Origin of the sequence: Desulfofundulus luciae (genome assembly GCF_030813795.1) — a bacterium.
Classification (GTDB): domain Bacteria; phylum Bacillota; class Desulfotomaculia; order Desulfotomaculales; family Desulfovirgulaceae; genus Desulfofundulus; species Desulfofundulus luciae.
In genome coordinates this window covers 270,893-285,135 of the sequence record NZ_JAUSUX010000001.1, presented here as the reverse complement: position 1 = coordinate 285,135, position 14,243 = coordinate 270,893, and the positions used below count along the sequence as shown (strand labels likewise).

Annotated in this window: 12 protein-coding genes; 3 read left to right on the top strand and 9 right to left on the bottom strand. The window is 48.5% G+C overall.

The window, feature by feature from the left end; all coding sequences use genetic code 11:
• The 3 genes from J2Z49_RS01345 to J2Z49_RS01335 all read left to right on the top strand — a co-directional run.
• Window positions 1-421 (top strand): Mu transposase C-terminal domain-containing protein (locus J2Z49_RS01345; protein WP_307399133.1); only part of this gene is annotated, 421 nt, incomplete at its 5' end.
• Window positions 421-1,221 (top strand): ExeA family protein, encoded by an 801-nt coding sequence (locus J2Z49_RS01340; RefSeq protein ID WP_307399167.1) that lies wholly within the window; start codon window positions 421-423, stop codon window positions 1,219-1,221. The genes J2Z49_RS01345 and J2Z49_RS01340, both read left to right, overlap by 1 nt.
• A 17-nt stretch (window positions 1,222-1,238) precedes the next feature.
• Window positions 1,239-1,505, top strand: a complete 267-nt coding sequence (locus J2Z49_RS01335; protein WP_307399131.1) for a hypothetical protein — start codon at window positions 1,239-1,241, stop codon at window positions 1,503-1,505.
• Window positions 1,506-1,676: 171 nt separating this feature from the next.
• Here the strand turns inward: J2Z49_RS01335 and J2Z49_RS01330 are convergent, their stop codons facing one another.
• From J2Z49_RS01330 to essC, 9 genes are all read right to left on the bottom strand, one after another.
• A complete protein-coding gene (locus tag J2Z49_RS01330; protein ID WP_307399129.1) occupies window positions 1,677-2,438 on the bottom strand; it encodes a DUF3352 domain-containing protein in 762 nt (253 codons plus the stop codon).
• 147 nt (window positions 2,439-2,585) lie between these two features.
• A complete protein-coding gene (locus tag J2Z49_RS01325) occupies window positions 2,586-3,422 on the bottom strand; it encodes a Stp1/IreP family PP2C-type Ser/Thr phosphatase (protein ID WP_307399127.1) in 837 nt (278 codons plus the stop codon).
• 251 nt (window positions 3,423-3,673) lie between these two features.
• Window positions 3,674-5,641, bottom strand: a complete 1,968-nt coding sequence (locus J2Z49_RS01320; RefSeq protein WP_307399125.1) for a serine/threonine-protein kinase — start codon at window positions 5,639-5,641, stop codon at window positions 3,674-3,676.
• Between the two features lie 7 nt (window positions 5,642-5,648).
• Complete coding sequence (locus tag J2Z49_RS01315; RefSeq protein ID WP_307399123.1) at window positions 5,649-6,299, bottom strand: FHA domain-containing protein; 651 nt, start codon at window positions 6,297-6,299, stop codon at window positions 5,649-5,651.
• A 51-nt stretch (window positions 6,300-6,350) separates the two neighbouring features.
• On the bottom strand, window positions 6,351-7,073 hold the full coding sequence (locus J2Z49_RS01310; RefSeq protein WP_307399121.1) for an FHA domain-containing protein: 723 nt from the start codon (window positions 7,071-7,073) through the stop codon (window positions 6,351-6,353).
• Between the two features lie 13 nt (window positions 7,074-7,086).
• A complete protein-coding gene (locus tag J2Z49_RS01305) occupies window positions 7,087-7,908 on the bottom strand; it encodes a hypothetical protein (RefSeq protein WP_307399119.1) in 822 nt (273 codons plus the stop codon).
• A gap of 19 nt (window positions 7,909-7,927) precedes the next feature.
• Window positions 7,928-8,644, bottom strand: coding sequence for a hypothetical protein (locus J2Z49_RS01300; RefSeq protein ID WP_307399117.1), 717 nt, complete (start codon window positions 8,642-8,644; stop codon window positions 7,928-7,930).
• A 15-nt stretch (window positions 8,645-8,659) separates the two neighbouring features.
• The gene (locus J2Z49_RS01295; RefSeq protein ID WP_307399115.1) at window positions 8,660-10,087 is read right to left on the bottom strand and encodes a glucosaminidase domain-containing protein; all 1,428 of its coding nucleotides are present in this window, start codon (window positions 10,085-10,087) and stop codon (window positions 8,660-8,662) included.
• 38 nt (window positions 10,088-10,125) lie between these two features.
• The gene (gene essC, locus J2Z49_RS01290) at window positions 10,126-14,148 is read right to left on the bottom strand and encodes a type VII secretion protein EssC (protein WP_307399113.1); all 4,023 of its coding nucleotides are present in this window, start codon (window positions 14,146-14,148) and stop codon (window positions 10,126-10,128) included.
• Window positions 14,149-14,243: the final 95 nt, after the last annotated feature.

The following is a 14,243-nucleotide window of genomic DNA, read 5'->3' as shown; positions in this document are numbered from 1 at the left end:
TATGTCCCAGGCACATGCGGTGAAAATGGTTTCCAACCCGGTTTTTTTAGACGAAAGCTTCCTTTTGCGGGTAACGCGCAAAATTAATCACGACGCTACCTTCCCATTAGATAACATACTCTACGAGACGGACCAGCAGTTTGCCGGCATACGCCTGGAAGTCAGGTATGAACCCGAGTGGCTGGGAAACCCCGCCCGCCCTGTGCTGCTCTACAAAGACGGCCTGAAAGTGGGCGAGGCCAGACAGGTTGATTTCTATGCCAACGCGCAGCTGAAAAGGAGAGGCCGCGGCCGCCCGGCCCTCCAAAATACCGGTACCGGCCCGGAAGATAAACCTCTAACCCCGAGTATCAGTGAGATTCCGGTACCAGCCGTCTCCTTTGCCGAACTGCTCAAAAGTGAAGAGGCGGGTGAGAAGTGATGTTCACCCAGTTCTACGGGTTGAAGTTCAACCCTTTCAGCAAGGAAGTGCCTTTTGACCAGCTTTATTTAAGCCAGGACCTGATGGAACTCACCTCCCGCCTGAAGTACTTACAGCAGGTGCGGGGTATGGGTTTAGTTGCGGGGGAGCCGGGTTGCGGTAAAACCACCGCCCTGCGCAAGTATGTGGAGGAACTCAACCCGGCCCATTTCAAACCGTGCTATTTTACCCTCTCCACGGTGACGGTACTGGAATTTTACAAGGGCCTGGCCCTAACCCTGGGCGAACAGCCCAAACACAAAAAGGTAAGCCTGTTCCACCAGATCCAGGACACCATCACCAACCTGTATTACGACCGCCATATTACACCGGTTATTGTACTGGATGAAATTCACCTGGCAGACGGCAGGGTCCTGGAGGAATTAAGGCTGCTTTTCAACTTTAAAATGGATTCACAGAATCCCTTTATCCTGATCCTGTCCGGGCAAACGCTGATCCGCAACAAATTGGCCCTCAATGCCAACAGCCCTCTGCGCCAAAGGCTCACCGTAAAGTATGTCATGCAGGGCCTTAAACCCGGCGAAATCCAGGAATACTGTGCAAGCCGCCTGAAAAACGCCGGCCTGCACGAGGAGATCTTTACCCCGCAAGCTCTGGAGGCCATTTACGCCATCACCAAAGGATTGCCCCGGCTGGTTAACAATCTGGTGACCAGCTGCCTGATCTGCGCATACGGCAGGAAACAAAAGCAGATTGACGAGGATGTGGTGTACCAGGCAAGCCAGGAGCTGGAAGTTTAGGTGCGGAGGCGGCTCATATGTACAAAAGACTCAGCCTGGAATATTACTTTGCCAGCACCGGTTTTTATGATTTACTGCCACTGGCACTCCAAATGGTCAGGGAACTGCACTTTACCCCGGAGGAAATGATCGAGGCTATCTGCAAGGTGGCCGATAAAGCCAGAATGTATCCGCCGACCAGAAACCGGCCGGCCTGGTTTGCTGCCGTGTTCAGAGAAAAGTTGCTGGAAGCACGGGCGGAAATTCTGGCCCTTAAGAAAAAATATCCGTTTAACCGGTTTTGAGCGGTATTACCACCGGCTGCCTCTTTCGGGTAGCCGGTTTTTCTTTTTTGGGTATTCGATGGAAATGCCGGCGGAATTTGAAAATTATTTTCGTGGTTACCGGTTTAAAATGAGAATTTCCTTTGTTCCACCAGCTGGTTGCCCCAATTTAATTTGAAGATTTTTCCCGAATCAATTTGAAAATCTACACATAACTTCTTTATAGTTTTCACTATTGGATAAACTTTGCTTATTCTTCTCCTTGATCCTGTCAATGGTCTGGCAAACAAGATTTTCGTCGTCGGATAAAATTAGAAAGTCTTTGACCAGGGCATAGACCAGCGGCGATGAGGTGTTTTTTTCAACAGTAACTTTTACATCTTTATAGATCTTTTCCTCGAAAGTAGTTCCGCGGCGTCTTTCCTCCCCCTGGCGCAATTTTTCCATGAAGGCCTCTGTCTTTTTTTTATTTTTAGAGGCTACGGCAATAACAAAAGGGGGTGAGCTGTCATTAGTTAACGAAAATGCGTCCGGAATTATCAGGGCGGCCTCTTTGCCCAGCCACGGCTTGACATCTTCCTCAAAATCTATCTCAGCTTCTTCCTTTAACTTACTTTTCAAATCGTTCAGAGCTCTTTTTACTTCTGGTATTGATTCATAAATTTCCTTAATCCGGTTGAAATTTTTAACCTGTTTCAAATCAGGGTTAATAGCAAAAAACAAGTCCGTTTCCGCGGGCGCAATAGCCGCCGCATAAGCAGGCTTAAGGAAGGGCAGGAAGCGGACGATCAACGCAATAACCGCGATTAACAGCACACAACCTGCCACACCTGCTATAATCCAGGGGGTCTTTGGTTTTTGTTTTTGGGCGTAATTAACAGGTGTTCCGCACTTTGGGCAGAATTTTGCGCCTGTATTCTCAATTATTGTGTTGCAGCCAGGACAAATATTCATGTCTAACAACTCCCTTTATTTACGAGTGATAATTTTTTGACTATCCCGCAAAAGTAACCAGCCATTTCTCTTTAATTTTCCAGTTCAATATCGATAACGCGTTCCTTTGCAACCTGCTTATTAAATCACCTCCCTACGCGGAAAACTTTAAAAAAATATCCACTTAACGGCAACTATCAGGACAATAGTCAAAATGGTTAATAATACCGCTCCTAATAAATTCGCCGGTTTAACTTTTTTAACCACAACCACGGTTATGTTATCGCGCCCGCCTCTCTGGTTGGCCAGAGCAACTAAAGTTCCGGCAGCTTTTTGGATATCTGGTGCTGACGTTATAATTTCTTTTATTTCGTCGTCGCTCACCGCATTGTACAGGCCGTCGCTGCAGAGGATGAAGACATCTTTAGGTTTAACGGGTACGGTAAGCAATTCAACAGTGGGTTGCTTTCGCCCGCCCAATGCCTGGAGAAGTATATGCCGCTGCGGGTGGGTTTTGGCCTGCTCCGGGGTAATTTCTCCTTTTTCCACAAGGCTGGCCGTGACTGTGTGATCTCTGGTGAGTTGTATTATTTCTTTACCACGGATAAGGTAAGCACGGCTGTCACCAACGTGAGCAACATAAGCGGTGTTATCCCTTAACGCTACCGCCGTAAGAGTTGTGCCCATCCCGGTGAGTTCCGGTTCAGCCATAGCTTTCCGGCGAATGCTTTCGTAAGCCGCCTGAAATGCTTTCCGGAGGGCTTCTTGAGGAGGTTGGGACGGAACTTCCGCAAAATAATATTTCTGGAGCTCCCTGACTGCCAGGCGGCTGGCTATTTCCCCCGCTACTGAGCCGCCCATGCCGTCGGCCACGGCATAAAGCCTTCCCTTTGTTTTAAGATTAAGTTCGCCTTCTGGCTCGCAGATCAGCCAGCTATCCTCGTTGTTTTTACGCCTCTGGCCGGTATCGCTGGCGACACCGGACTGAACCTTTTTCCTGGGCAATGTAAAATTTCTCCTTTTTAACCCTGATTGTTACTGACCGCAATATTAATTCTCGTGCTCCCACCTGGGCAATTATAAAAATTGAGCTTTCTTTATATTACACAACCTTTATTTATGAAAAACAATTATTCCTGAATGATAGTTTGCTAATAAGGCGATGAAACGATCCATTTTAAAGAATGGTAAATTGATTAATATTTTCCAAAGCGCCTGTAACATGAAAAACCCGATCAAAAATTGACCAGGTTTTTTTATATCCATCCTTTCTCTCTGAGCTCATTTATTTTTGCCCTGGCAACAGATGCCTCATAGCTGTTTTTGTTTAAATCCACAGTTTTTTGGAGGTACTTATAGGCCTCAGAGTATTCTTTATGTTTTAACTTAAACAAACCATACACAAAGTTAGTGTGGGAGTCTCCTTCATCCAGTCTTAAAGCTTCTTTAAATGCTTTTTCTGCAGCTCCATAGTTATTCAGCTTATCACTTATGATTGCAATGTTTAGAAAGGTATTCGCATTCGCAATACCTATATCCTTAAGCTTATTAAAGGCCAGCAGCGCCTGTTGGTACATTGCAGTACAGGCAGGATTGCCTGTTGACTGGTAGAGCTCACCCAAATCAAAGCTGAATTTACCATAGTCGCTCAGGACTTGAATGTTATAAGGGTCTATTGCTTCGGCTTCCTTTAAGATTGATATGGCGCTTTTCAATTTTTCTTCTTTATCATGCTGAGTTTGAGCCCCAGCGCTTAAAAGACTGTAGAGCCTGGCCGTGCTCAGCTTGTACCGGATATTTTTAGGATCCCCGGCCTGGGCCTGGTTATAATACCTCAAGGCTTCGTGGTAATCCTTTTTGGCCAGGCAGAATTCCCCCAGGACATAGCTTGTCACATGGCTGGTGGAGCCTATTCTCTCCTCGATTGTTTTCAGGACTTCCCGGGCCTCGTCATACCTGCCCATCCGTCCGTAAGATACCGCCAGATCCCGCATGGCCAACTCGTAATTCTCTCCCAGGGAGAAAGGATTGGTCTGGATTGATTTTTGAAAATACCAGGCTGCGTTTGCGTAATCCATTAAGTCGAAGTAAGCCGATCCCAGCAGGTAAAACGAAGCAGCATCTTCTTTGATTTCACCTTTTTGTATTTTGTCAATTAACAGGTTGATGGCTCTTTGAGGTTCGTTTTTCCTGAGATACATCCTGGCCAGGTTATGATAAACTTCCACGTCTTGTTCATACTTTAAGGCTTCATAGAAGGCCCTTTCGGCTTCAGCGTACTGCCCTTTCGCACACAGGCTGATTCCCTCGTCAATCTTCTGCTGAAACAACTTTATATTAGTCAGTTCTCTTTGCTCGATGCCCAGCTTGACCGCAAATACACCGGCAGCCAGCGAGCAAATGACTCCGGCAATAACAAGCTTCTGTTTTATCCTGCTCTTCTTATAATCGATATTAAACTTGTGGATGAACTTAAGGTCCTTATATAGCTCAGCCGCACTCTGGTATCTCTGGGCCGGATCCTCCTTCAGACACTTGTCGATAATAAAATCGATGCCTTCCGAAAAATTTTTATTAATCTCCTTAAGCCTTACAGGCCTGGCGGGGTCGTATTTGACACCGGTTAACACGTGGTAAAAGGTCGCACCGAAGCCATATATATCGGTCCTTTCATCATATTTACCCCGGTATTGCTCTGGCGCCGCATACCCCCTGGAACCATAAAGGCTTCTGGTAGCGCCCTCTTTATACTCCCTGGCGATGCCAAAATCAACCAGTTTCAAGTCATTGTTTTCATCAATAATAATGTTGCCTGGCTTCAAATCTCTGTAGATAATGGGAGCCGGCTTCAGATTGTGAAGATAGATTAAGATTTCAGCCAGCTGCCTTGCCCACTTAAGCACATTCGCTTCGGTACATACCTGCCTGTTCTTCAGCAGTTCCCGCAGGTTTTGCCCCTCGAAATAATCCTCGACGATGTAAATGCAGCAATCCGTCCGGATCACATCAATAATTCTCGGCATATGGGGGTGTTTTAATCGTTTTAATATATCAGGCTCAGCAAGCAGGTCCACAGGATTGCCGGCGGAATAATTAATCTCCTTGATGGCCCACAGGTTACCGACGTTAATGTTTTCCGCCAGGTAGACACTGCCCATGCCGCCTTTGCCGAGCAGTTTCAGAACCCGGTATTTATCAAAAACGACTTCACCTATCTTTAGCATTAAAATGTTACCTCTCTTGCTCTATTGTTTCAGACGGCTCACTGTCAAAAACATATTCTATATCTGCCAATTGGATCTTATCTCCGAAACATAACGGATACGGCTTCTCGCTGACCAGCTTCTCGCCGTTAAGATAGGTACCGCCTTTCGAATCGAGATCCACAAGGAAATGGGTGCCTTTTCGAAAAATGATTTTAGCATGCACCCTTGAGACATAAGGACTACCGGTTTCGCAATAATCAACGACCGCCTCGTTTCTCCCGATATAAAAATCAGGTTTGTCTATATAGATAATCTCTTCGCGACCAGATCTGTTGACCCGCAGGACGGGAAAGTACTCTCGATCAAAAATCAAAAGCTGCGTTTCGCCCGAGTCATCCAGCAGCGCAGTCGTCTCGTTTGGTGCAGGAGTGCGTTTGTTAGAGGTACTACCCCCGTGAAACGGCTGCAACGGAAAGCACGGCCCGCTTCTGAATGACCCCTTCGAACCGCCGGCTGCTTTTTGTATTTTGGTAATTGTTTTATCTATTTCCCGAACTTCTTCCCCCTTTTTTTGTTTGGTCGACTTGATATAAAGGAAAGCTACAATAAATACACTGATCAGGATCAGTATAACTCCAGCAGTAATATACAGATAGGAGTCCAAATAAGCCGTCATAATTTAACCCCATAACTTTTGTACAAAGTATACATTTTATCAAAAATGGCTTTAGATTTGGTCAAAAAGGTATTCCACGTTTGCCAATCTAACCTTATCCCCGAATTTCAACGGGTATGGTCTATTGCTGAGAAGCCTCTCCCCATTAAGATAGGTTCCGTTTTTCGATTCCAGGTCGACTATGTAATAAACGCCGTTTACGAATACTATTTTGGCATGCACTCTTCCGATGTTCTTGTTTGCGGCCTCGCAATAATCGACAGCCTCCCGGTTTCTGCCAATATAAAATTCTGCCTTGTTTATGGGAATTATTTCTTGTTGTTCACCCCGCCAAACCTTCAAAGCAGCAGTAACCTGCTGGTCAAAAACCATGGTCGTGCCGGATTCGTTCATTAATTCGGTTTGATCGTTATCGCCAGACATACCGGAGGAACCAGAGTGTGCCGGAAAAGACACCGGGGGAAAAGATGCCGGTGGTGTATATGGAACAGGCGCTGGTGAAACCGACGGCGAAGCGCCGTCCGTCCGGATCACCAACCAGGCGCCGTCCCAGACACCCGCCTCGGCAAGGCTTTCTTGCAGTAACAGGACCCGGCCCGGCGGGTAGGCTTCTATCTTATAGGATGGCTGTTGGCCCTCCGGACGTGCATCCCAGGAAAGAGCACGGGCGATCATCTTAGCAAGCTGACCCGAGGGTACATTTGCCGGCACCTCAAGGTCACGCACTTCTCTCTCACCCTGCCGCTGAACGGTTACGATAACACGCTCAGTCATTGCTTTCTCCCCCTTATCCGACTTGCGCAACCTGCGGTAATACCCGCTCCATCATCCGTTTGATTTCCACACAAGCCTGTTCTGCGCTGCATGGGATAAGCTCAACCCACTTGGCGTCCTTTTTTACAAACGAACGCAGCAGCCACAGACCATTATCTCCCTCCAGCAAACCCAGCCCGTCTACCTTCCAGGTGCCATCCTGCCAGGACATGGTCACAAGCGCACCGTTACCCACCGGTTGCGCCAGGGTAGCAGCCAGTGCCTCCGCAATCGCCTGATTCAAGTGGGCCTGTCTAAGGAAAGCAGAGGCGGCTTCAACCCCGGACTCACCTGCAATGCGCCGCGCCTCGAAAAGGGCGGTTTCCAGAAGCTCTCCCTTTGAGGCAACAGGCGCCTCCTGGTCCGCCAAGCCGAAGATTTCGCATACACGCTGATAGACAGCCTCAAAACCATCTAACGCCGTGAGTTCGCACACAGGCGGCTCCCCGCGGGTGGTAATTTCCACCCCCAGGTTGCGCGTTACATGAAAGCAGCATGAATACGTTTCCTCCCCACCAGAGGTATAAGTCAAAGCGTACGAGGCATCAGGCGAGCCGCAGGCACCAACAAGCGCAGCAACAACCGAGTCCATAATAATCCCACCGTCAGGTTCCACTTCGATAAAACGCCGGGCGGCCAAAGATTCCCGCGCCTTAAGCCAGGCGGCCTCGATCTCGTCTGCCAACCAGCCTCTGAACGGGTCTTGGATGCCAAGGAAGGTCTCTGCCCCCAGCAGTTTCGCCAAAAAAGTCAATTCAACAGGGGTACAGGTAAGGTGTACTGTGTTGTTATTCAAAACAGATCCCTCACTTTATTTACCTTAAGTCAATAACAGCCCTTAAAAAATACTTTCCGTTTAATTTTTCAAAAACTGCCCATACTCCAATAGGTGAATCCGCAACTAATGCAGATTCCGTTAAAACTATTTCCTTATCTCCAAGTCTAAAAATCTTGGAACTATACTGGTTATTCGTATCTTTCGTACTTGTTATTTTCCCACAAATATCTCTAACTTCATCAGTCGGAGGTCCCAAAATATTACTTTTGCTATCATCCTTGAAATTAAAATTAAGATCATTAAGCCTTTCCACTGGCATGTCTTTTATTCCAATTTGCTCTTTTTTAAAAAGGTCATGAAGGATAATAGGTACTTCACCACTGACTTCAAACTGAAGATTAGAAGGAATTTCGTCAGGTAAATATAGATTCCTTATATCTTTACCTCTTGCACCACTTCCAGAAGAAAAGTTTCTTATTATTATAAGCCCTGATGGACTGGTAATACGCTTCAAGGCTTCTGCGTCATTATTTTTTATAGATTTAATAAAATCCTCGATTATTTTAATTGAATCTACTTCCTTATTAGCACCTAGTTTTGTTGTAAAAGCACCATCAATATTAGCATCTTTATTTATGATATTACTGCCATTATTCAATATATTATCTGACTTAATCTTCGTAAATGAACATCCAGAAACTAATGCTATGATTATAACAATTGATAATATTACACATCTATATATAGTTTTCAAAATACGCACATCCTTTCATTTTAACCCGTAAGCATTAATATGACTCATCAACTTTTTTGCGTAATTAGGATCTGTAGCATATTTAGCATTTTGAAGACCTCTAGCCCAATTTGACAAATAGTTTTCATCTTTCTTTAAGCTAAATAGAGAAGAATATCTACTATTATCCCTAAGGAACTGAGAGTGGTCATTAACAGATTCTAAATAACTACCATAAGCTCTAAATTTTGCATCAACTCTAATATCCTGTCCATTCCTATGTTCCCAAGTATTAGATACAACATATGCTCCCCCTTTATTCAACCATTCCTTATCAGCTTTTATTCCAAACATATTATAACTATATGTTCCGTTATTTTTGTCAACAGGTATACTTGCGCCAGCATTACTCTCTTGTATTGCCTGAGCCACAGTTATTGCAGCAGGAACACCACTCGTATCTTCATCAATCAATGCATAGAAATATATAGCGTTGACACGCTCTGCCTGAGTAGAGCCTTTAGCAATTTCTGGCCTTATTCCATTATCAAACGCATTCTTTGCAAGTTGCTTTAAAGTTAGTCCAGAACTAGCACACTCTTTCATCTTTGCAAGGGTAGTTGCATCTAATTCACCAGTCTGAGGTAAACCCATTATTAACTGGAATAGTTTTGTCGATGCTTTACACTTATTGCCCCACTTTGCATCTACGCCATTACCATTTGGACCAGATGTTCCTATTGGGAAACCCATTAATGTTAAATACCCCTGTCCTCTTATTACTGTTGGATTACCGCTTACACCTCTAATTGCTTCATCAAGCGATAAAGGATTACCTGTTCCCTGAATAGCGGCACCCCCGCCTACAGGCGGCGCCGAACCCGTCCCTGGAGGTGTGGCACCCGGAGCCGTGCTGCCCCCAGCCGGCCCAGAAAGGGATGGTGGTGGTGTTGGACCCGGAGCCGTCAGACCAGGTTGCATTAGCCCTGGAACAACAGCATTCAGGATTCCTGCTCCTACAAAAGGGAGGGCAAACATACCAATCGCGGGAAACGTCATACCCATAGCACCCAAAAGGCCCAGTTTAATGACATCATCAATTTTTTGCCAAGAAAAGCTATTAGTTTTTCCAAAAGGGCTCTGCACCCATTCCCGGATGGCTGCAACGAAAGCCGTCCCGGTATGTCCCACCATGCTTTCGCCCTGGCGGTCGGCATCTTCGAATGCCTGAGCCTTGCGAATTAGAAACTGTGACATGGCGTCGGCGCGCTGAGCTGTACTTCGAGCCAGGCTGCGGGCGTTATACCATTGATTCTCAACCCCGGCCCTGGCCCGCACATCCCAGTCAAGCCCGGCCATAACACTGCTTAACCGTAATTCTACAGCCTGCACCTCGCCAGCAACTTGTTGCAACTGTGAGCCGAGCATCCGCAAATCGTCCGGTTTTACCAGGATACGCGGCACAGCAGACACCTCCTTGAAACACCCAACTAAAAAAGTTCCTATACCTGTGACCGCCCCCGAATTCTCTCGATCCAGGAGGATAGGGTCGGGTCACCCGTCTGAACGGTTGCAGCCTGAAACTCTACGTAGCGCCCGCGGCGGGTGTAATAACCCCGCCCCGGAAGCAGAAGTTTCCCCGCCTCCCCTACCGGAAGCCGCAGGTTGAACAATTGCAGGTCGCTATGATCGCTGCTCCCTAACAAGAAACCGGTTTGCAGCTCCTTGAGCGCTCTGATCCATCCGTCCCAAGCCGAATTTAAATCGGTCGAATTGGCGGCCACCAGCACATGAACCCCCATTCCCCGTTCCCGCCTGACGATTTGCTCCAATTGGTCTTTAGACATGGGGTCGGCCTGTTTGCTCACGGCATCAAAATCATCCATGGCGATTACAATCGCTGGATGGTGAGATAGGAATTCCCTATCGGAAAACAAACCCATGGAAGCCCGTCTGGCTTCGTCCATTGCCTGCCGCCGCTCACGCAGCAGGCAGGTTATTTCATTGAGCATCTCACCTAACTGATTCTCGCTTTCGATATACGCCTTAACCTGGGGCAGCCGCTGCAGGTTAAACAGGGTGGTCTGGTTGAAATCGATGAGATAGAGATAGAGACGTTCAGGAGAATAACACTCAGCGAGAGCCAGAAGCCAGGTTTGCAGGAAGCTTGACTTACCGCTCTGCACCGGGCCTGTGATCAAGAAATGGGGACCGTCTCGGAGATCAACCATCACCGGTTCCAGTTCTTTTACTTCCAGCCCAACCGGCACAACTAATGAACCGTCGGAAGGCAAAACAGGCCATCCTTCCGCCGGCGGTAATAGTCTGGATAGCAAGACTATGTCGGGTAAAGTCGGAATCGGCTTGGCGCAAGGCCCGTCCCAGGCATCTTGCATCTGCTTCATCAGAAGTTTGAGAGCGGTAGTACGGGATACTTCATTTTCCCCGGGAGCCGGTAGCGCTGTCTGAAACTCCAGTGGTGGATTACCTTTCACAAGTCCCCGGCCGGGTACCGGTGCCGGTTCCAACCCGTAAGCACGCCCCACAGCAGCGCTGTATTCGCCCCGGTCAGCAAGCTGCAGCGCCGCTGCGAGAGTAATATTCCCACTGGTCTTCATCCGGACAGCGGAAGGGCTGTTGGCAGTAATTACGAAGTGAATACCCAGATTACCTCCCTCGCGAAGCAGTTGCGCCAGATAATCTTCCGCGTCGGGGTAAGCATTTATGAAACCGGTATAGTTGTCCAGGACGACTACAATAGCCGGTAACTGCTCGGCACTCGTTGCCCGGTACGCCGGAAGCGTGCTTACTCCGGTTTCAGAAAAACGTTCCTTGCGTGACTCCATCTCCCGCAGGAGAAAACGCATAAGCCGGTTTAATCGTTCTTCCTCGTCGGCCAGAATGACATCTCCTACATGGGGCATCTGGGCAAAAAGGTTAAGCATTCGGCCGCCAAAGTCCATCAGATAAAGGTGAACGTCTGCAGGCGAATGGTAAAGAGCAAGTGAAGTGATCAGAGTCTGCAATAACGTGGTTTTGCCGGAGCCGGGAGCACCATATACCGCCAGGTGCCCTTCTTTGCCCAGGTTAAAGGATAAAGGCCCCTGATACTGCTGCGCAGGGTGATCAACTATTCCAACAATTGGTTCAATCCAGGCAGTGCCGGGCTTCCAGGTCCTCCCGTCCCAACCCTGTCCTGCCGCGTCTTGCAAGTCCCAAAGATTTATTTCTTCCGGCAGAGGAGGCAACCAGGGGCCTTTCAACCGGCGCAAACCCTCCCGTTCCGCCACGCCCTTTAGATACCCGACCAAAGCCTGCAACTGGGTGCCGGCTGCATCAGGCCTGGCACGTTGGGAAGGAGACAAAGAGCGGCGGGTGCCATTTAAAGTGACTTCTGCTATTTCGTTGGGGTCCTGGGCCACAAAGCCTTCCGGATAATATAAAGCATTGCTAAACGCAGCCTGAAACAATTCAAAAATCTCATTATTCCCGACCTGGAAGAAAGCACGTCCGGGCTGGGTAAGGCTCGCCGCATCAGGACGTTTAAGCACCTCCTGACTATCCTCCGGTCGCTCTACCCTCAGACATAACCGGAAGCGGGCGTTGCTCCAAACCTGTTCATCAACAACACCGGCCGGCTTCTGTGTCGCAAGAATAAGGTGAACCCCTAAACTGCGTCCCACCCGTACCGCACTGATCAATTCACGGATAAAATCCGGCTGCTCCATCTTAAGTTCAGCAAACTCATCAACCACAATCACCAGGTGGGGTAATGGCTCCGTTACGCGACCCTGCCGCCAGAGTTTCTGGTAATCATCGATGTGGTTAACTTCGGCCTGAGCCAGGAGTGCCTGCCGGCGCAGCATTTCACCCTTGAGGGCAACCAACGCCCGTGTCGCCAGGTTTCCGTGGAGATTGGTAAGGGTTCCCACTAAATGCGGCAGATCAGCAAACAGGTTGGCCATGCCGCCGCCTTTATAATCCACCAGCACAAACGCCACATCATAAGGGTGAAAATTCACAGCCAGAGACGCAACTATTGACTGAAGCAGCTCGCTTTTGCCGGAACCCGTGGTTCCTGCTACCAGACCGTGGGGACCGTGACCTCGCTCATGAAGGTTTAAGAATAACTTTTCGCCTCCTGCCCGGAGGCCGATGGGTACGGCCAAAGAACGGTAGGGTTGAGCGGAACGCCACCGGTGGGCAGCGTCGATCTCTTCCACTCGCTGAACGTCAAAAAGACTAAATAAAGGAACAATGCCAGGAATCTCAGTCGAAGCAGCCATCTGCTTCGGGCGGAGGGGAGCCAGTGTCCGGGCCAGCCGGTCCGCCTTATTAACCGGAGTCTGATCAGGAACAAAGGTTGTTTGAATCATGGTAGGAGCAGTCTGCGTCAATTGACCGGTCTTCTTCCGAACATCAACAATGGCCTCACACTCTTTCGGTAAGGCTCCTATATGTTCGGCCATGACAACAGTAAACGCACCCAATGCCCGACCCTCCGATAACAAAAGCGGAAGGACGGCTTCTTTCTCGACCAGGCTCTGGTCTGCTAATAAGATAACTATACAGGGCAATGGCGGCAATGCATTGGTAGTATTCAGTAATGACCGTTGCAGTTTTCGACGGTTCAGTTCATCGTTTAACCCGGTCATAAGGGTATGGGCATCATTCTTCTCTTTTGCAAGGAAACGTCGTGTGCGGTCTTCTGTCCAGGTATGGGGCAACCACCGCATCCATTCCCACTCTTCCGATTCGTGGGCAGGGAAAACCGCAACTATCTTGACCTCATCCGGTGAATGGTGCGTGGCGATCTGCAAAATCATACTGCGGGCAGTATTTATAGTAACCGCGCGCGGTCCGACCAATCCGGCAACGCCGGCATCGCGGAGGGGAAGGCAAATGGGCGCTTCAGTAATACTGCTGAAATCAGCACTCAATTGATGCGCGGCTTCCAGTAAGGGATCCGGCTCAAGAGTTGTGTCCTTCCGGGGAGCTTTTACCTTAACGGAAAACGGTAATGACCCGGTACCCAACCGGAGCGATAAGAAGTCCGCGTCCTTGGGGGCCCGCTCCCATAAGTTGCGCCCTCGTTTTATGACTCTATCCAAACAACCGTCGGGATCGGGGTGAACCCGAAGCAGAGCGGTCTTTTGCTGCTCCCGCAACTGTTCCAGTTCCCGCCTGCGGGTATCAAGCAAATTACGGTACATTTCTTCCCGGGAAGAAACCGCCCGGCGGTAAGCCTTTTTCTGTGAATAGTAACTATAAAAACTTACGAGGTAAGTAGCCATCATCATTGGCAAGGAAAAACCAATGTAAAGCCAGAACTGGCTGTTACCCGAAATGCTGAAATAACCCATTACACCAAAACCAAGAAGGGTGGCAACCACCGGTAGAAGTATGGAAAAAATGGACATGGAAGCGGGTGTCGGGGCCGGTGGTGGTGCAGGTATTTCTATTTCTCCACTGGGTATTTCAGGATAAAGGCGTGGTGCCCGTTGAAAGAAGGGCGGACCGCTCATCCTTATTGCCTCCGATTCTCCTCTAAACAATTCCATCCTTGTGTTAAGAAAAATGGCAACGGGAGGGCCGGACGCCCGACCCCCCATCATCCCGC

Bases quoted from the DNA above. Each gene is read 5' to 3' on its own strand.
- J2Z49_RS01315 (WP_307399123.1), bottom strand. From the start codon at position 6,299: ATGACGGCTTATTTGGACTCCTATCTGTATATTACTGCTGGAGTTATA.
- essC (WP_307399113.1), bottom strand. From the start codon at position 14,148: ATGAGCGGTCCGCCCTTCTTTCAACGGGCACCACGCCTTTATCCTGAA.
- J2Z49_RS01330 (WP_307399129.1), bottom strand. From the start codon at position 2,438: ATGAATATTTGTCCTGGCTGCAACACAATAATTGAGAATACAGGCGCA.
- J2Z49_RS01335 (WP_307399131.1), top strand. From the start codon at position 1,239: ATGTACAAAAGACTCAGCCTGGAATATTACTTTGCCAGCACCGGTTTT.
- J2Z49_RS01310 (WP_307399121.1), bottom strand. From the start codon at position 7,073: ATGACTGAGCGTGTTATCGTAACCGTTCAGCGGCAGGGTGAGAGAGAA.
- J2Z49_RS01340 (WP_307399167.1), top strand. From the start codon at position 421: ATGTTCACCCAGTTCTACGGGTTGAAGTTCAACCCTTTCAGCAAGGAA.
- J2Z49_RS01320 (WP_307399125.1), bottom strand. From the start codon at position 5,641: ATGCTAAAGATAGGTGAAGTCGTTTTTGATAAATACCGGGTTCTGAAA.